The organism is Pseudomonas sp. SBB6, from assembly GCF_024213215.1.
Taxonomy (GTDB): domain Bacteria; phylum Pseudomonadota; class Gammaproteobacteria; order Pseudomonadales; family Pseudomonadaceae; genus Aquipseudomonas; species Aquipseudomonas donghuensis.
The window spans coordinates 317,480-335,011 of the sequence record NZ_JANAVH010000003.1; the positions used below are offsets into that span (position 1 = coordinate 317,480).

Here is a 17,532-nt window from a genome sequence, read left to right on the forward strand (position 1 = left end):
CCTTAGAAGGTCTGGCCCAGAGAGAATTGGAACACCTGGGTATCGGCTTCGTCCGGTTTCTTCACCGGCATTGCCAGGCTGAAGCTCAACGGGCCGAGGGCGGTAATCCAGGTCACGCCCAGGCCGACGGAGCTGGCCAGGCCCGAAAGGCCGACCTTCTCGCAGTTCGGCTTGGAACCGCAGTTGGTGTCGAAAACGTTACCCACATCCCAGAAGACCGAGGTGCGCAGCGAGCGTTGGTCCTTGACGAACGGCAGCGGGAACAACAGCTCTACACCACCCTGGACGAGGACGTTACCACCGAACGGCAGCGGATCCTGGTCAGGGTCTTCAATGGTGCCGGGCTTTCTGCCCTTGCTCGGGGTACTGCGTGGGCCCAGGCTGCTGTCCTTGAAGCCACGTACAGAGTTGAAACCGCCGGCATAGTAGTTCTCGTAGAACGGCAGACCGGAGGTCGAACCGAAGCCATCACCATAGCCCAGCTCGGTGTGCAGGCGCAGGGTGTAGTCGTTGGTGATCGGCTTGAACAGCTGGCCACGGTAGTCCAGCTTGAAGAACGACAGGTCGCTACCCGGAGTGGTCGCTTCCAGCACCAGGCTTTGCGAGTGACCACGGGTGGCCAGCACGCCCTTGTTCAGGGTCGACTCGGACCAGCCGGCCGAGGCCTTGAAGTTCAGGTACTTGTCGCCTTCCTTGTCGACGAAGTCAAAAATCTCGTCAACGGTGTACTTGCCGGTCTTGATCTCGTCCTGCTGTACGGTCAGGCCGAAGGTCAGGCGCGAGGTCTCGCTGATCGGGTAGCCAACACTGACACCGGCACCCAGGCTGTCAACCGCATAGCTGGCGACGTCGACGTCGAGGTCATCGTAGTCGGTGGTGCGATAGAAAGCGTTGTAGCCCAGGCTGACGCCATCGGCGGTCCAGTAGGGGTCAACGAAGCCGAAGTTGTAGCGGCTCTGGTATTCGCTGCGGGTCAGGCCGATGGAAACCTTGTTACCAGTACCGAGGAAGTTGGTCTGGCTGATCGAACCACCGAGGATCAGACCGGCGCTCTGGGCGAAACCGACGCTGGCGGTAATCGAACCGGAAGCTTGCTCTTCAACGCTGTAGTTGACGTCGACCTGGTCGTCGGTGCCCGGTACGGCCGGGGTCTCGACGTTGACTTCCTTGAAGAAGCCCAGGCGCTCCAGACGGGTCTTGGACTGGTCAATCAGGTAGGTCGAAGCCCAGCCGCCTTCCATCTGGCGCATTTCACGACGCAGCACTTCGTCTTCGGACTTGGTGTTGCCACGGAAGTTGATGCGGTTGACATAGGCGCGCTTGCCCGGATCGACCACGAAGGTGATGTCGACTGTGTGATCGTCATCATGAGGTTGTGGCACGCCGTTGACGTTGGCGAAGGTGTAGCCTTCGTTACCCAGACGACGGGTGATCAGCTCGGACGTGGTGGTCATCACCTTGCGCGAGAACACCTGGCCTGGCTGCACCAGCAGCAGCGACTTGACCTGGTCTTCCGGCACCTTGAGGTCACCGGAGAGCTTGACGTCACGAACGGTGTACTTCTCGCCCTCGTTGACGTTGACGGTGATGTAGACGTGCTTCTTGTCCGGGGTGATCGACACCTGGGTGGAAGCGATGTCCATGTTGATGTAGCCGCGGTCCAGGTAGTAGGAACGCAGGCGCTCCAAGTCACCGGAGAGTTTCTCACGGGCGTACTTGTCGTCGTTTTTGAAGAACGACAGCCAGTTGCTGGTCTTGAGCTCGAACAGGCCGATCAGGTCTTCGTCAGGGAAGACGGTGTTGCCAACCACGTTGATGTGCTGGATTGCAGCAACGGTGCCTTCGTTGATCTTGATCTTCAGGCCCACGCGGTTGCGCGGTTGCGGCACCACTTCGGTGTCAACCTCGGCCGAGTAGCGGCCCTGGGCAACGTACTGGCGTTGCAGTTCGTTACGCACGCCCTCAAGGGTGGCACGCTGGAAGATCTCGCCTTCGGACAGACCGGACTGCTTCAGACCTTTCATCAGGTCTTCAGTGCTGATCGCCTTGTTGCCTTCGATCTCGATGCTGGACACCGAAGGACGCTCGACCACGGTAATGATCAGGACGTTGCCGTCCCGGCTCAGTTGGATGTCCTGGAAGAAACCGGTCTTGAACAGGGACCGGGTGGATTCCACCAGGCGCCGGTCATCGGCCTCATCGCCGACGTTCAATGGCAAGGCACCAAAAACGCTGCCCGCGGAGACCCGCTGCAGACCATTGACACGAATATCGGAGATGGTGAAGGACTCGGCGTGAACTTCAGCGATCATCAGTACGGCGAGAACCGCAGTTAGCAGCAGACGTTTCATGAAGTCCTTTCTTATTCCAACTGGCAATAAACGACCCGCCGCGGGACGCGGCAGGTTCGCAATTGAGCGAAGCTTTACAGTCGACCCAAATCGTTGATCAGGGCAAGCAACATCACCCCGACTACCAAACTGATACCGATCTGGATCCCCCAACCTTGCACCCGATCCGATAACGGACGACCACGCGCCCACTCGATCAGGTAGAACAGCAAATGCCCCCCATCCAGTACAGGAATGGGCAGCAAATTAAGAACCCCCAGGCTAATGCTCAGGTAGGCGAGGAAATTCAGGAAATCTCCAACACCGGACTGGGCCGAAGCGCCCGCCACTTTAGCAATGGTTATCGGTCCGCTCAAGTTTTTTACCGAGAGCTCGCCGAACAGCATTTTCTTCAACGATTCGAGGGTCAGGACGCTCATGTTCCAGGTGCGTGAAAGTCCCTCCCCTACAGCCTCGAGCGGCCCGTAGCTGACCTCGCGAAGCATGGCATCCGGCCACTTCACTCCTTTGACCCCGGCGCCCAGATACCCCGTGGCCGTTTTGCCCTCGCCACGGCTGGCCAGGGTTACCGGCAACTCCAGCGGCGCACCGTCACGCTCGATGCGCAGGACGATCTTGCTGCCAGCCCGGCCACGTACGGTATCAACCACTTGCTGCCAGCTGTTCAGCGCCTGGCCATCGAGCGCCAGCAAACGATCACCGGTTTTCAGCCCGGCAGCCTTTGCCGGCCCCTTCGGGTCGAGTTCAGCCAGCACCGGCGGCAATGCCGGGCGCCACGGGCGCAAGCCCAGCGAGCGAATCGGGTCCGGATCGTCGGCGCCCTTGAGCCAGTTCTTGAGGGTCAGCACGTGCGGGCTGTCGACGGACGCGCCCTCCTCGCGCACACTGATGTGCAACTGGCCGCTTTCACCCAGACGGCGGATCAGTTGCAGGTTGACTGCCGCCCAGCCACTGGTTGGTTTGCCATCAATAGAAACAATTTCCTGGCCAGCTGTGAGCCCGGCCACTTCGGCGATACTCCCCGCTTCGACCGCACCGATGACCGGACGCTCCTGCTGGGTGCCGACCATGGCCAGGATCCAGAAGAAGAAAAACGCCAGGAGAAAGTTGGCCACCGGGCCCGCCGCGACGATCGCGATGCGTTGACGCACAGACTTGCGGTTGAAGGATTGCTCGATCTGCTCGGGGGGCACCGCGCCTTCACGCTCGTCGAGCATTTTCACGTAGCCGCCCAGCGGAATCGCCGCTACCACGAACTCGGTGCCATGCCGGTCATGCCAGCGCAGCAACGGCATGCCAAAACCGACGGAAAATCGCAAAACCTTGACGCCGCAACGCCGGGCCACCCAGAAGTGACCGAATTCGTGAAAGGTGACCAGCACACCCAATGCCACCAGGGTGCCGATAATCATGTAGAGCGCACTCATGTCTTTCTCCGAATGACGTTCAGCGGCACCGGGCCTGACGCACTGCTGCGCCAGACCTCAGCGGCCGTGATGAGCCAACCATTGTCCGGCCAGCTGCCGCGCGCGCTGATCGGCGGCAAACACCGCATCGAGCGATTCGACGGCAACCACCGGCTCTTGATCGAGCACTTGTTCGATCATACTCGCGATCTCGGGGAAGCGGATGCGCCGCTGGAGAAATGCTTCCACCGCCACTTCGTTGGCCGCATTAAGCACCGCCGGCGCGCTATTACCCGCCTCGGCCGCCTCTCGGGCCAGGCGCAGGCAAGGGAAGCGCTGCTCATCCGGCGCCTTGAAGTCCAGGCGGGCAACCGCGAACAGGTCCAGCGGCGCCACCCCCGAATCGATACGCTCCGGCCAGGCCAGGGCATTGGCAATCGGCGTGCGCATGTCCGGATTGCCCAACTGGGCCAGTACCGAACCGTCGACATAATCGACCAGCGAGTGGATCACACTTTGCGGGTGCACCACCACCTCGACCTGGCCGGGCCGCGCATCGAACAGCCAGCACGCCTCGATAAGCTCCAGGCCCTTGTTCATCATGCTTGCCGAATCGACCGAGATCTTGCGGCCCATGGACCAGTTCGGGTGGGCGCAGGCCTGTTCAGGGCTGACATCCATGAGCTCGGCCATCGGCGTTTCGCGAAACGGCCCACCGGAGGCAGTCAACAGGATACGGCGCACGCCAACCTGGGCCAGGCCGCGGGAATAATCACCCGGCAGGCACTGGAAGATCGCATTGTGCTCGCTGTCGATCGGCAGCAGCACCGCGCCACTGCGCCGTACCGCCTGCATGAACAAGGCGCCGGACATCACCAGCGCTTCCTTGTTGGCCAGCAACACCTTCTTGCCCGCCTCGACCGCCGCCAGGGTCGGGCGCAGGCCGGCAGCACCGACGATCGCCGCCATTACGGCGTCGACCTCGCCAGCCGCAGCCACCTGACACAACCCCTCTTCACCGACCAGTACCTCAGTGGCCGAGCCCGCCGCTGCCAGCCCTTCACGCAGCTGCTGCGCAGCCTCCGTCGAAGGCACCACGGCAAACACCGGGGCATGGCGCACGCACAGGGCCAACAGCTCTTGCAGGCGCGAATAGCCGCTCAGGGCGAACACCTGGTAACGATCCGGATGACGAGCGATCACATCCAGGGTACTGAGGCCGATCGAGCCGGTCGCACCCAGCACGGTAATACGTTGTACGCCGCTCACATTACGCCCCAATTGGCTGCCCAGAGCAGCACGGCAAACACCGGAATGGCTGCGGTGAGGCTGTCGATACGGTCCAGCACGCCGCCATGCCCCGGCAGCAGGTTGCTGCTGTCCTTGATCCCCGAGCGGCGCTTGAACATGCTTTCGGTCAGATCGCCAACTACCGAGACGAATACCACGGCTGCAGCGCCGAACAGGCCGAGCACCAGCTCACCCGCGCTCCAGTCACGAGAGATAGCCACTACTGCAGTAATCACCAGGCTCAGGGCCAGGCCACCGTAGACGCCTTCCCAGCTCTTGCCCGGGCTCACCTGCGGGGCCAGCTTGCGCTTGCCGAAGGCGCGGCCGGAGAAGTACGCACCGATGTCCGCCCCCCAGACCAGCACCATGACCGCCATGATCAGCCAGTTGCCCAGCGGCCACTGCTTGAGCAGCACCAGGCCTTGCCAGGCCGGCAACAGGATCAGCAGACCGATCAGCAGGCGGCAGGCAGCACTGGCCCACAGCTCGCTGCTGCGCGGGTACGTCAGCACCAGCCAGGTTGCCAGCGCCCACCACAACACCGAAGCCCCCAGCACCCAGGGTGCCAGGTCCGGCATCAGGTAGAGCAGCATCAGCAGGCCGGCGACCACGGCAGCGTAAGCCACACGCAGGGCTTGCCCGACCAGGCCGGCCAGACGCGCCCATTCCCAGGCGCCCAGGGTCACCACTACGCCGATGAACAGGGCGAAGTCGCCGCCGTTCAACAGGAAGAAGCCACACAGGGCGATCGGCAGCAGGATCAGCGCCGTAATGATGCGTTGTTTAAGCATTAAGCACGGGCTCCAGCTTGGACCTGCTCGCTGGTTTTCCCGAAGCGGCGCTGGCGCGAAGCGAAATCGGCCAGCGCAGTGCGCATGGCCTCGTGTTTGAAGTCCGGCCAGAACAGGTCGGAAAAGTACAACTCGGCGTAGGCCAGCTGCCATAACAGGAAGTTGCTGATGCGGTGCTCGCCACCGGTACGGATGCACAGATCGGGCAGCGGCAGGTCGCCTGTGGCCAGGCAGGTCTGCAGCAGCTCGGGGGTGATGTCGTCCGGGCGCAGGTGGCCGGCCTGGACTTCCCGCGCCAGGCGCTGGGCGGCCTGAGCGATATCCCACTGGCCACCGTAGTTGGCGGCGATCTGCAGGATGAAGCGATTGGCGCCAGCGGTCAGCGCTTCGGCCTCACGCATGGCAGCCTGCAGCTCAGGGTGAAAGCGCGAGCGGTCACCGATGATACGCAGGCTGATGTTGTTGTCGTTGAGGCGCTTGGCTTCCCGGCGCAGGGCCGAGAAGAACAGCTCCATCAACGCCCCGACCTCTTCGGCCGGGCGCTGCCAGTTTTCACTGGAAAAGGCGAACAGGGTCAGCACCTCGACCTTGGCCTCGGCGCACACCTCGATGACCGCGCGCACTGCGTCCACGCCGGCCTTGTGCCCGGCAACACCGGGCAACAGGCGCTTCTTCGCCCAGCGATTATTCCCATCCATGATGATCGCGACATGGCGCGGCACCGATGGGGACACACCTTGCTTGGTCTTTTCCATTGAAAAAAGTCCCGACCCTTAAACGGCCATCAGGTCCTTTTCTTTCTGCTTGACGGCAACTTCGATCTCAGCCACGAACTTGTCGGTCAGCTTCTGGATTTCGTCGGCGGCACGGCGCTCGTCGTCTTCGCTGATTTCCTTTTCCTTGACCAGGTCCTTGAGCTGGCTCAGCGCATCGCGACGGATATTGCGCACGGCAATACGGCCATCTTCAGCGGCGTCACGAGCCTGCTTGGTGAAACCCTTGCGGGTCTCTTCGGTCAGAGCCGGCATGGTGATCAGCAGCAACTCGCCCAGGTTGGTCGGGTTGAGGTTCAGACCGGCACTGCCGATAGCCTTGTCGACAGCACCCAGCATATTGCGCTCGAAGGCCACGACCTGCAGGGTCCGGGCATCTTTCACGGTGATGTTGGCCACTTGCTTGATTGGCGTATCGGCGCCGTAGTAAGGAACCATCACACCTTCCAGAACACTAGGATGCGCCTGGCCAGTACGAATTCGGCTGAATGCGTGCGCAAGGGACTCCAGCGACTTTTGCATGCGCTCTTGAGCGTCTTTCTTGATTTCGTTGATCATTTTTGAACTTCCTCGATCAGAGTTCCTTCAGCGCCACCATGCACGATATTCAGCAGGGCGCCAGGCTTGTTCATATTGAAGACGCGCAGCGGCATCTTGTGATCGCGGCACAGGCAGATTGCCGTCAGGTCCATCACGCCCAGCTTGCGATCCAGTACTTCATCGTAGGTCAGATGATCGAACTTCTCGGCATGCGGGTCTTTGAATGGGTCTGCAGTGTATACACCATCGACCTTGGTTGCCTTCAATACCACGTCGGCATCGATTTCGATGGCGCGCAGGCAAGCGGCGGAGTCGGTGGTGAAGAACGGGTTGCCGGTACCGGCAGCGAAGATTACGACTTCCTTGGAGTTCAGGTGACGCATGGCTTTGCGACGGTCATAGTGATCGGTGACGCCGACCATGGAGATGGCCGACATGACGATCGCAGTAATGTTGGCGCGCTCCAGCGCGTCGCGCATGGCCAGGCCATTCATTACAGTCGCCAGCATGCCCATGTGGTCGCCCGTGACACGGTCCATGCCGGCTGCACTGAGCGCCGCGCCACGGAACAGGTTGCCACCACCGATCACCAAACCGACCTGAACACCAATGCCGACCAGTTGACCGACTTCCAATGCCATGCGATCCAGGACCTTGGGGTCGATCCCGAACTCTTCCGAGCCCATCAGGGCCTCGCCGCTAAGCTTGAGTAGAATGCGTTTATAGCGAGCTTGATAACCACTGCCCTGCTGAGCCATTGCGAATCTCTCCTGCGGCGTTTGTAAAAAAAATCTGGCGGGCTGTTTTCAGCCTGCGCGTAACTCTAGCGTGGCGCAGCTACTGCGCCAACGAAAGGCGGCTTTGTAAGCCGCTCCCGCTTTGACAAAGAGGCTGCGCGCGTGAGCGGGCAGCCTCTTCGGGGCGACAGAGGTGAATCTGTCTTATTGCTTGGCAGCAGCCAGCTGAGCAGCAACTTCTTCAGCGAAGTTGTCGACTGGCTTCTCGATGCCTTCGCCTACTTTGAAGTAGGTGAAGGAAACGATTTCAGCACCGGCTTTCTTGGCCAGCTCACCGACCTTGATTTCCGGGTTCATGACGAAGGCTTGCTCGACCAGGCTGGCTTCGGCCAGGAACTTCGAGATACGGCCTTTGACCATGTTCTCGACGATGTTCTCAGGCTTGCCCTTGATCTTCTCTTCGTTCAGGGTCAGGAAGACGTTCTTCTCGCGCTCGATTGCTTCAGCCGAAACTTCCGACGGCAGCAGGAACTCTGGGTTGCTTGCCGCCACGTGCATGGCGATTTCTTTGGCCAGCTGGACGTCGCCGCCCTTCAGGACAACAGCAACACCGATCTTGTTGCCGTGCAGGTAGGTGCCGACAACGTCACCTTCAACGCGCACCAGGCGACGGATGTTGACGTTCTCACCAACCTTGGCAACCAGCGCTTCACGAGCAGATTCGCGGGAAGCGATCAGCGGAGCGGCGTCGGTCAGCTTCTCGGCGAAAGCTTGGTCAACGCTTTCAGCGACGAAGGTTTTGAAGTCGTCTTGCAGAGCCAGGAAGTCGGTCTGCGAGTTGACTTCCAGCAGGACGGCAGATTTGTCGTCGGCCTTGATGGCGATTGCGCCTTCAGCGGCAACGTTGCCAGCCTTTTTAGCGGCCTTGATGGCGCCCGAAGCGCGCATGTCGTCAATGGCTTTCTCGATGTCGCCGCCGGCCTTTTCCAGGGCCTTTTTGCAATCCATCATGCCTTCGCCGGTACGCTCACGCAGTTCTTTGACCAGCGCTGCAGTAATTGCTGCCATTTCAAATTCCTCTTGGATAGGTTTTCAACCATTCCACCCGATACTTGACGGGCGTTCAATTCTGTAAATCCACTCACCAGCACTCATGCAGTAACAAGGTTGCAACGGCGATGCTGACAAGAGGATTTCAAGGTGGCAAAAAGGGGGCAAAGCCCCCTTTTCGCGTGCCGAGTAGACGCCAGGCGTCAATTACTCAGCAGCTGGTGCTGCTTCTTCGGCGTACACTTCGGTACCGCCAGCAACGTTGTTGCGGCCACGGATCACGGCGTCAGCCATCGAACCCATGTACAGCTGGATAGCGCGGATGGCGTCATCGTTACCTGGGATGATGTAGTCAACGCCTTCTGGGCTGGAGTTGGTATCGACAACGCCGATGACCGGGATACCCAGCTTGTTGGCTTCGGTGATAGCGATGCGCTCGTGGTCAACGTCGATCACGAACAGGGCATCAGGCAGGCCGCCCATGTCCTTGATACCACCCAGGCTGCGATCCAGTTTTTCCAGATCACGGGAGCGCATCAGGGCTTCTTTCTTGGTCAGCTTGGCGAAAGTGCCGTCTTCGGCCTGGGTTTCCAGGTCGCGCAGACGCTTGATCGAAGCGCGGATGGTCTTGTAGTTGGTCAGCATGCCGCCCAACCAGCGGTGATCGACGTACGGCGAACCGCAACGTGCTGCTTCTTCAGCAACGATCTTGCCAGCGGAACGCTTGGTGCCGACGAACAGAATCTTGTTTTTGCCCTGGGCCAGACGCTCGACGAAGGTCAGTGCCTCGTTGAACATTGGCAGGGTTTTTTCAAGGTTGATGATGTGAATCTTGTTGCGCGCACCGAAAATGTACTTGCCCATTTTCGGGTTCCAGTAACGGGTTTGGTGACCGAAGTGCACACCGGCCTTCAGCATATCGCGCATGTTGACTTGGGACATGATAGTTCCTTGATAAGTCGGGTTGGGCCTCCACGTATCCCAATGACCAACCCGCGATCCGTGGATCGAAGGCACCCAGGTCATCGTGTCGACACGTGTGTGGGTTTAGTGCTTCCGGAGCTATCCCCGGAAAGCGGCGCATTTTATACCACACAAGCCCGCCAAGCGAAACCAGAATTACCATTGAACGTCACAGGCTTTTGCACACACCGCCCATTAGCGCCAGAATGACCCTTATATAAAGGCTGTATCAGCGCCATGGCCGCCTGAACCGGGCCCGGCTCTGTTAGAATCCGGCCTTTCCCCAGATTATTCGCGCCTTGCTGCGCCGTAGAGAGCCTGTAATGACCGTTACCATCAAAACCGCCGAAGACATCGAAAAGATGCGCATCGCCGGCCGACTGGCCGCCGAAGTCCTGGAGATGATCGAAGAGCACGTCAAGCCCGGTGTCACCACCGAGGAGCTCGACCGCCTGTGCCACGACTACATCGTCAACGTCCAGCAAGCGATTCCGGCGCCGCTCAACTACAAGGGTTTCCCCAAGTCGATCTGCACCTCGGTCAACCATGTGGTCTGCCACGGCATCCCGGGCGACAAGCCGCTCAAGGACGGTGACACCCTGAACATCGACGTCACCGTGATCAAGGATGGCTACCACGGCGACACCAGCCGCATGTTCCACGTCGGCACCGTACCGGTATGGGCCGAGCGCCTGTCCCAGGTCACCCAGGAGTGCATGTACAAGGCTATCGAACTGGTCAAGCCAGGTTGCCGCCTGGGCGACATCGGCGAAGTGATCCAGAAGCACGCGGAAAAGAACGGTTTCTCGGTGGTGCGCGAGTTCTGCGGCCACGGCATCGGCAAGGTGTTCCACGAAGAGCCGCAGATCCTGCACTACGGCCGCGCCGGCACCGGCATGGAGCTCAAGGAAGGCATGACCTTCACCATCGAGCCGATGATCAACCAGGGCAAAGCCGACACTAAGGTGCTGGGCGACGGCTGGACCGCCATCACCAAGGACCGCAAGCTCTCGGCCCAGTGGGAACACACCCTGGTGGTGACCGCGACCGGTTACGAAATCTTCACCCTGCGTAAAGACGACACCATTCCCCGCACGTCGGCCTGATTGTCACAGGAAAGCCTCTCGATGCCCCAGGTGGATCCCGAGCTGTTCGATCGCGGTCAGTTCCAGGCGGAACTGGCCCTCAAGGCAAGCCCTATCGCTGCCTTCAAGAAAGCCATCCGCCAGGCCGGCGAGGTGCTCGACAACCGCTTTCGCAGCGGCCGCGAGATCCGCCGGCTGATCGAGGACCGCGCCTGGTTCGTCGACAACATCCTGCAACAGGCCTGGAACCAGTTCACCTGGAGCGAAGACGCCGATATCGCCCTGATCGCCACCGGCGGCTACGGGCGCGGCGAGCTGCACCCCTACTCCGACATCGATCTGCTGATCCTGCTCGACAGTGCCGACCACGAGGTTTTTCGCGACTCGATCGAACGCTTTCTGACCCTGCTCTGGGACATCGGCCTGGAAGTCGGCCAGAGCGTGCGCTCGGTCGATGAATGCGCAGAACAAGCCCGCGCTGACCTGACGGTAGTCACCAACCTGATGGAAAGCCGCACTATTGCCGGCCCCGAGCACCTGCGCCAGCGCATGCTCGAGGTCACCAGCACCGCGCACATGTGGCCGAGCAAGGAATTCTTCCTGGCCAAGCGTGCCGAGCAAAAAGCCCGGCACCACAAGTACAACGACACCGAGTACAACCTGGAGCCCAACGTCAAGGGCTCGCCAGGCGGCCTGCGTGATATCCAGACGGTACTGTGGATCGCCCGGCGCCAGTACGGCACCCTCAACCTGCACGCCCTGGCCGGCGAAGGCTTCTTGCTGGAAAGCGAGAACAACCTGCTGGCCTCGTCCCAGGAATTTCTCTGGAAAGTGCGCTACGCCCTGCACATGCTTGCCGGACGCGCCGAGGACCGCTTGCTGTTCGACCACCAGCGCAGCATCGCCGCCCTGCTCGGATTTGGCGACGAGAACCCCAAGCGCGCCATCGAACAGTTCATGCAGCAGTACTACCGGGTGGTGATGAGCATCGCCGAGCTCAGCGACCTGATCATCCAGCACTTCGAAGAAGTCATTCTCGACGACGACAGCGCCAGTGCCCAGCCCCTGAATGCGCGCTTCCAACTGCATGACGGCTATATCGAGGCAGTGCGCACCAACGTCTTCAAGCGCACGCCGTTCGCCATGCTGGAAATTTTCGTACTGATGGCCCAGCACCCGGAAATCAAGGGCGTGCGTGCCGACACCATTCGTCTGCTGCGCGAGCACCGGCACCTGATCGACGATGATTTTCGTAATGATATCCGCAACACCAGCCTGTTCATCGAGCTGTTCAAGTGCGAGATCGGTATCCACCGCAATCTGCGGCGGATGAACCGCTACGGCATTCTCGGCCGTTATTTGCCGGAGTTCGGCCTGATCGTCGGGCAGATGCAGCACGACCTGTTCCACATCTATACCGTCGATGCGCACACCCTGAACCTGATCAAGCATCTGCGCAAACTGCAGTACACCCCGGTTTCGGAGAAATTCCCGCTGGCCAGCAAGCTCATGGGCCGCCTGCCCAAGCCAGAGCTGATTTATCTCGCCGGGCTCTACCACGACATCGGCAAGGGTCGCCAGGGTGATCACTCCGAGTTGGGCGCGGTGGACGCCCAGGCCTTCTGTGCGCGTCATCAGCTACCGAGCTGGGACAGCCGGCTGATCGTCTGGCTGGTGCAACATCACCTGGTGATGTCGACCACCGCCCAGCGCAAGGACCTGTCCGACCCGCAGGTGATCTACGACTTCGCTCAACGGGTGGGCGATGAAACCCGCCTGGATTACCTTTATGTACTAACGGTGGCCGACATCAACGCCACCAACCCGAGCCTGTGGAACTCCTGGCGCGCCAGCCTGCTGCGCCAGCTCTACACCGAGACCAAGCGCGCCTTGCGCCGCGGCCTGGAAAACCCGCTGGACCGCGAAGAGCAGATCCGCCAGACCCAGAGCGCAGCACTGGACATCCTCATTCGCGAGGGCACCGACCCGGACGACGTCGAGCAACTGTGGTCGCAATTGGGCGATGACTACTTCCTGCGCCATACCGCCGCCGACGTGGCCTGGCACAGCGATGCCATCCTCCAGCAGCCGGCCGACGGCGGGCCGCTGGTGTTGATCAAGGAAACCACCCAGCGCGAGTTCGAGGGCGGCACCCAGATCTTCATCTACGCCCCCGACCAGCACGACTTCTTCGCCGTGACGGTGGCGGCCATGGACCAGCTCAACCTGAACATCCATGACGCGCGGATCATCACCTCGAGCAGCCAGTTCACCCTCGACACCTATATCGTGCTCGACAACGATGGCGGCTCGATCGGCGACAATCCCGTGCGAGTCAAGCAGATTCGCGACGGCCTGACCGACGCCCTGCGCAACCCCGACGACTACCCGACCATCATCCAGCGCCGGGTACCGCGCCAGCTCAAGCACTTCACCTTTGCCCCACAGGTCACCATCCACAACGATGCCCAGCGGCCGGTGACCATCCTCGAACTCAGCGCCCCCGACCGCCCCGGCCTGCTGGCGCGGATCGGCAAGATCTTCCTGGAGTTCGACCTGTCGCTGCAAAATGCCAAGATTGCCACCCTCGGCGAACGGGTCGAAGACGTGTTCTTCATCACCGACGCCGACAACCAGCCCCTGTCCGACCCGCAGTTGTGCAGCCGCCTGCAGGATGCGATCGTCGAGCAACTGCGCGTCGACCAGGCGACCGGGGTGCCTTTGACCCGCCTGACCATTTGACCGTTTGACGAGACCTTGCGCCGATGAACAACGCTTTGAACCAGCTTCAGCCCTACCCGTTCGAGAAACTCCGCGCGCTGCTCGGCAGCGTGACGCCTGCGGCGGACAAACGCGCCATTGCCCTGTCGATCGGTGAACCGAAGCATGAGTCGCCGGCGTTCGTCGCCCAGGCCCTGGCCGACAACCTGCAGCAGATGGCCGTGTACCCGACCACCGCCGGCCTGCCGGCGCTGCGTCAAGCCATCACCCGCTGGTGCGAACGCCGTTTCAGCGTCCCGGCCGGCTGGCTGGATGCCGACAAACACGTACTGCCGGTCAATGGTACCCGTGAAGCGCTGTTTGCCTTCACCCAGGCGGTGGTCAATCGCGCCGATAACGGCCTGGTCGTCAGCCCCAACCCGTTCTACCAGATCTACGAGGGCGCAGCGCTGCTGGCCGGCGCTACCCCGCACTACCTGCCCTGCCTGGACAGCAACGGCTTCAACCCGGACTTCGACGCCGTGTCGGCCGAGACCTGGCAGCGCTGCCAGATCCTTTTCCTCTGCTCCCCAGGCAACCCGACCGGCGCCCTGGTGCCGATGCAGACCCTGAAAAAACTGATCGCCCTGGCCGACCAATACGATTTCGTGATCGCCGCCGACGAGTGCTACAGCGAACTGTACTTCGACGAACAAAGCCCGCCGCCCGGCCTGCTCAGCGCCTGCGTCGAGCTTGGGCGCAGCGACTTCAAGCGTTGCGTGGTGTTCCACAGCCTGTCCAAGCGCTCCAACCTGCCGGGCCTGCGCTCGGGCTTCGTGGCCGGTGACGCCGAGATCATCAAGCCGTTCCTGCTCTACCGCACCTACCACGGCTGCGCCATGCCGGTGCAAACCCAGCTGGCGAGCATTGCCGCCTGGAACGACGAAGAACACGTGCTCGCCAACCGCGACCTGTACCGCGAGAAGTTCGATGCGGTACTGAAGATCCTCGCCCCGGTACTGGATGTGCAGCGCCCGGACGGTGGTTTCTACCTGTGGGCCAAGGTGCCAGGCGATGACGCCGAATTCACCCGAGACCTGTACCAGGCCCAGCACGTGACCGTGGTGCCGGGCTCCTACCTGTCCCGTGAAGTGGATGGCGTCAACCCGGGTGCCGGGCGCGTGCGCATGGCGCTGGTGGCGCCGTTGGCCGAATGTGTCGAGGCGGCCGAGCGGATTCGCGCGTTCTTGCAGCAGTAAACTCCAGCCCGCCCCTACAGAGCATTCGCCTGTAGGAGCGGGCTTGCCCCGCGATTTGCTCAGCTGCCATAAAGGTAGTTGAGGAAGAACAACACCAGGGTCAGGGCCAAGGCCAACGCCAGATAGTTGCCCGCAAGCAGGGAAACCGCGGCCCAAACCAGAACCGTCAGCAGCAAGATAACGGCTGCAAGCGTGTGTAGCGCCAACACCTGCCCGCGGGAAAACGGCGCCAGCAACCGGCACTGCCGACCGCCGCCAAAGCCGCGCTCGACACTGACCAGAAAGGGTGCCAGCAGAAGCAACAGGAGCAGCCCAAGCACCAGCGCATAAAACAGCTCGATACCCATGCTGTCTGCCCAGTGCGGATACAAACCTCGATTGAAATCACGCAGGGCCCTATCCGCCCACAGCACCGGGGCACCTGCCACCAGGGCCAGCCCATAGGCAAACATCCGCCTGCGACTCGCCACCTTCAGCACCCAGGTGCCGCCCGCACGGGTCACAGGCAACAGCCACAGCCACAAGGCCAGAAGCACGGCGCAGGCAGCGTCCCCCTCCAGCCTGAGTTTTGCGCCGAGCTCTTCACGCACGGCTTGCCCGAACAGCGCGCTTGCCGCCTGGTAATCGGGGGAGGCGTCGTACACGCCGAAACGCGCAATGCGTTCGGCATCCTTGAACACGGGAAAATCGGTGCTGGCGAAAAACAGCCCAATGCCGACCAACAGCAGAGCAAGTGCCAATCCGTGGCGGAGTCGAAATATCAAAAGACAGTCCCCTTCTTTTCAATGAAACAGCGTTGAAAAGAAGCCTATCGGGGCAACGCCGGGCAACCAATGCACCCCATACAGTCTTCAGACAATGACTACATAAACTGCACACTTCTTCATTTGCCCGGCCCGGCCATTTATTTTACCGGCCCCAGGTTCGCCTCGCTCATGTCCAGCTCCCCCAGCACCTGACGCACCACGTCATCGCCGATCTGGTGCTGACGATGCAGGCTGTACAGCTCCAGGCGCTGGGCCCGCAGCGCGCGCAGGCGCAAGCGCCGCTCAAGGTGGTCCATCTGTGCGGCCAGGGCCTGGGCTTCGGCGCTGTCGTTGAAGGTATCGAGCTGATGCCGGTACTCGGCCATCAACCGCGCCTTGAGCTCGGCCGCCAGTGCCGCCTGGGAGGCATCCAGCGGGGTGCCGGCCTCGCTCAGGTCTTCTGCCTCAAGGGCGTGAATCGCCGCTTCAGCGGTGCGTCGCCAGGCGTCCTGGGCTTCCTGCCGCAGCGTGTCATCCGGGCTCTTGGTGACCCCGCGCAACAACAGCGGCAGGGCGATGCATGCCGCGACCAGCGACAGCAGAATGACTCCGGCCGCGATGAAAATCAGCAAGTCTCGCTCGGGGAAGTCCTTGCCGGCGCTGATCAGCAGCGGCACCGACATGACACCGGCCAGGGTCACCGCCCCGCGCACCCCACCAACCGTCAACAACCAGCAGGAACGGGCATTGGGCACCAGCACCAGGTCTTCCTTGCCGCGCCAGCGGCGGATCACCCCGATCAGGCGCCAGATGCTCTGCACCCAGATAAACCGCAAGGCCAGCAGCACGGCGAAGATCGCCACCACATCCAGGCAGCGCCACAGCAAGGTCGGCCACAGCGAGGCTTCGTGGCTGGTCACCGCCTTGATGATGTCGGGCAACTGCAAGCCCAACAGCAGAAAGATCAGACCGTTGAATGCGAACTCCAGCAACGACCAGACGCTGCGGTTGAGCAGGCGCGTGCTGGTCTGGCGCGGCAACAGGTCGAGCCAGCTCTGCATCATCCCCGCCGCCACCGCCGAAAGAATGCCGGAGGCACCCAGGCGCTCGGCCAGCACATAAGCGGCAAACGGCAGCAGCAACATGAACACCACGTGAGTGGCCGGGTCGTCCCAGCCGCGGGCGATCATCCAGGCGCGCAGGCGCCCGACCAGCCAGCTCAGGGCCACACCAATGGCCAGGCCACCGACGGCGACCAGGACAAAGGTCAGGCTGGCCTCAGCGAGGGAGAACACCCCGGTGATCGCCGCCGCCAGGGCGAACTTGAAAGTCACCAGACCCGAGGCATCATTCATCAGCGCCTCGCCCTGGAGCATGTGCATCAAAGGCGTCGGCAGGCGGTCCTGGGTGATGGCCGAGACCGCTACGGCGTCGGTCGGCGACAGCACCGCGGCCAGGGCAAAGGCCACCGGCAGCGGGATGCCGGGCAGGATCCAGTGAATGAAATAGCCGGCGCCGACCACGGTAAACAGCACCAGGCCGACCGCCAGGGTCAGAATCGGGCCGCGCAACCGCCAGAGGTCACGCTTAGGCATCCGCCAGCCATCGGAAAACAGCAACGGCGGCAGGAACAAAAACAGAAACAATTCCGGGTCCAGGGCCACGTGCAGGCCCAGGGTAGGCCATGCCAGCAAGGCGCCGGCGGCAATCTGCACCAGCGGCAAGGGCAGCGGGATCATCCGCCCGACCAGTTTGGAAACACTCACCAGCATCAGCAGGATGAGAACGGTGTAGGCTGATTGCATTCGGCGAGTCCTGTTCAATTCAAACGCATTCAACAA

The 17,532-nt window shown here is 61.6% G+C and carries 14 protein-coding genes; 3 read left to right on the forward strand and 11 right to left on the reverse strand.

Annotation, left to right across the window (positions count from 1 at the left end; all coding sequences use genetic code 11):
* Window positions 1-2: 2 nt before the first annotated feature.
* From bamA to rpsB, 9 genes are all read right to left on the reverse strand, one after another.
* Entirely contained in the window at window positions 3-2,351 is a 2,349-nt protein-coding gene (gene bamA, locus NLX68_RS07600) for an outer membrane protein assembly factor BamA (protein WP_254283504.1), read from the reverse strand.
* A gap of 74 nt (window positions 2,352-2,425) precedes the next feature.
* On the reverse strand, window positions 2,426-3,778 hold the full coding sequence (rseP, locus tag NLX68_RS07605; protein ID WP_254283505.1) for a sigma E protease regulator RseP: 1,353 nt from the start codon (window positions 3,776-3,778) through the stop codon (window positions 2,426-2,428).
* A 57-nt stretch (window positions 3,779-3,835) separates the two neighbouring features.
* Window positions 3,836-5,026: a 1-deoxy-D-xylulose-5-phosphate reductoisomerase gene (ispC, locus tag NLX68_RS07610; RefSeq protein WP_254283506.1), complete on the reverse strand. Its 1,191-nt coding sequence runs from the start codon at window positions 5,024-5,026 to the stop codon at window positions 3,836-3,838.
* A complete protein-coding gene (locus NLX68_RS07615) occupies window positions 5,023-5,838 on the reverse strand; it encodes a phosphatidate cytidylyltransferase (protein WP_100782988.1) in 816 nt (271 codons plus the stop codon). The genes ispC and NLX68_RS07615 overlap by 4 nt, the downstream gene beginning before the upstream one ends.
* Window positions 5,838-6,593: a polyprenyl diphosphate synthase gene (gene uppS / locus NLX68_RS07620; RefSeq protein WP_254283507.1), complete on the reverse strand. Its 756-nt coding sequence runs from the start codon at window positions 6,591-6,593 to the stop codon at window positions 5,838-5,840. The genes NLX68_RS07615 and uppS overlap by 1 nt, the downstream gene beginning before the upstream one ends.
* 18 nt (window positions 6,594-6,611) lie before the next feature.
* Entirely contained in the window at window positions 6,612-7,169 is a 558-nt protein-coding gene (gene frr, locus NLX68_RS07625) for a ribosome recycling factor (protein WP_038996742.1), read from the reverse strand.
* Window positions 7,166-7,909, reverse strand: a complete 744-nt coding sequence (gene pyrH, locus NLX68_RS07630; protein WP_010224848.1) for a UMP kinase — start codon at window positions 7,907-7,909, stop codon at window positions 7,166-7,168. Before pyrH ends, frr begins: the two co-directional genes overlap by 4 nt.
* Window positions 7,910-8,092: 183 nt before the next feature.
* Window positions 8,093-8,956, reverse strand: a complete 864-nt coding sequence (tsf, locus tag NLX68_RS07635; protein WP_010224849.1) for a translation elongation factor Ts — start codon at window positions 8,954-8,956, stop codon at window positions 8,093-8,095.
* Window positions 8,957-9,145: 189 nt separating this feature from the next.
* A complete protein-coding gene (rpsB, locus tag NLX68_RS07640) occupies window positions 9,146-9,880 on the reverse strand; it encodes a 30S ribosomal protein S2 (protein ID WP_010224850.1) in 735 nt (244 codons plus the stop codon).
* Between the two features lie 344 nt (window positions 9,881-10,224).
* Here rpsB and map point away from each other — a divergent pair, with 344 nt between their 5' ends.
* The 3 genes from map to dapC are packed head-to-tail and all read left to right on the forward strand — an operon-like array spanning window position 10,225 to window position 14,945.
* Window positions 10,225-11,007: a type I methionyl aminopeptidase gene (gene map / locus NLX68_RS07645; protein ID WP_254283508.1), complete on the forward strand. Its 783-nt coding sequence runs from the start codon at window positions 10,225-10,227 to the stop codon at window positions 11,005-11,007.
* A 21-nt stretch (window positions 11,008-11,028) separates the two neighbouring features.
* Complete coding sequence (locus tag NLX68_RS07650) at window positions 11,029-13,728, forward strand: [protein-PII] uridylyltransferase (RefSeq protein WP_254283509.1); 2,700 nt, start codon at window positions 11,029-11,031, stop codon at window positions 13,726-13,728.
* 23 nt (window positions 13,729-13,751) lie between these two features.
* Entirely contained in the window at window positions 13,752-14,945 is a 1,194-nt protein-coding gene (gene dapC / locus NLX68_RS07655) for a succinyldiaminopimelate transaminase (RefSeq protein ID WP_254283510.1), read from the forward strand.
* A gap of 59 nt (window positions 14,946-15,004) precedes the next feature.
* On the opposite strand, the gene NLX68_RS07660 is transcribed toward dapC, so the two are convergent.
* Both NLX68_RS07660 and NLX68_RS07665 read right to left on the reverse strand, forming a co-directional pair.
* Window positions 15,005-15,625 carry a hypothetical protein gene (locus NLX68_RS07660; protein WP_254283511.1) on the reverse strand — a complete coding sequence of 207 codons (621 nt, stop codon included), beginning with the start codon at window positions 15,623-15,625 and terminating at the stop codon, window positions 15,005-15,007.
* 224 nt (window positions 15,626-15,849) lie between these two features.
* Entirely contained in the window at window positions 15,850-17,496 is a 1,647-nt protein-coding gene (locus NLX68_RS07665; RefSeq protein WP_254283512.1) for a Na+/H+ antiporter, read from the reverse strand.
* Window positions 17,497-17,532 lie beyond the last annotated feature (36 nt).

Excerpts from the sequence above, each read along its gene's own strand:
- bamA (WP_254283504.1), bottom strand. The coding sequence starts at position 2,351 with ATGAAACGTCTGCTGCTAACTGCGGTTCTCGCCGTACTGATGATCGCT.
- rseP (WP_254283505.1), bottom strand. The coding sequence starts at position 3,778 with ATGAGTGCGCTCTACATGATTATCGGCACCCTGGTGGCATTGGGTGTG.
- NLX68_RS07615 (WP_100782988.1), bottom strand. The coding sequence starts at position 5,838 with ATGCTTAAACAACGCATCATTACGGCGCTGATCCTGCTGCCGATCGCC.
- uppS (WP_254283507.1), bottom strand. The coding sequence starts at position 6,593 with ATGGAAAAGACCAAGCAAGGTGTGTCCCCATCGGTGCCGCGCCATGTC.
- frr (WP_038996742.1), bottom strand. The coding sequence starts at position 7,169 with ATGATCAACGAAATCAAGAAAGACGCTCAAGAGCGCATGCAAAAGTCG.
- pyrH (WP_010224848.1), bottom strand. The coding sequence starts at position 7,909 with ATGGCTCAGCAGGGCAGTGGTTATCAAGCTCGCTATAAACGCATTCTA.
- tsf (WP_010224849.1), bottom strand. The coding sequence starts at position 8,956 with ATGGCAGCAATTACTGCAGCGCTGGTCAAAGAACTGCGTGAGCGTACC.
- rpsB (WP_010224850.1), bottom strand. The coding sequence starts at position 9,880 with ATGTCCCAAGTCAACATGCGCGATATGCTGAAGGCCGGTGTGCACTTC.
- map (WP_254283508.1), top strand. The coding sequence starts at position 10,225 with ATGACCGTTACCATCAAAACCGCCGAAGACATCGAAAAGATGCGCATC.
- NLX68_RS07650 (WP_254283509.1), top strand. The coding sequence starts at position 11,029 with ATGCCCCAGGTGGATCCCGAGCTGTTCGATCGCGGTCAGTTCCAGGCG.
- dapC (WP_254283510.1), top strand. The coding sequence starts at position 13,752 with ATGAACAACGCTTTGAACCAGCTTCAGCCCTACCCGTTCGAGAAACTC.
- NLX68_RS07665 (WP_254283512.1), bottom strand. The coding sequence starts at position 17,496 with ATGCAATCAGCCTACACCGTTCTCATCCTGCTGATGCTGGTGAGTGTT.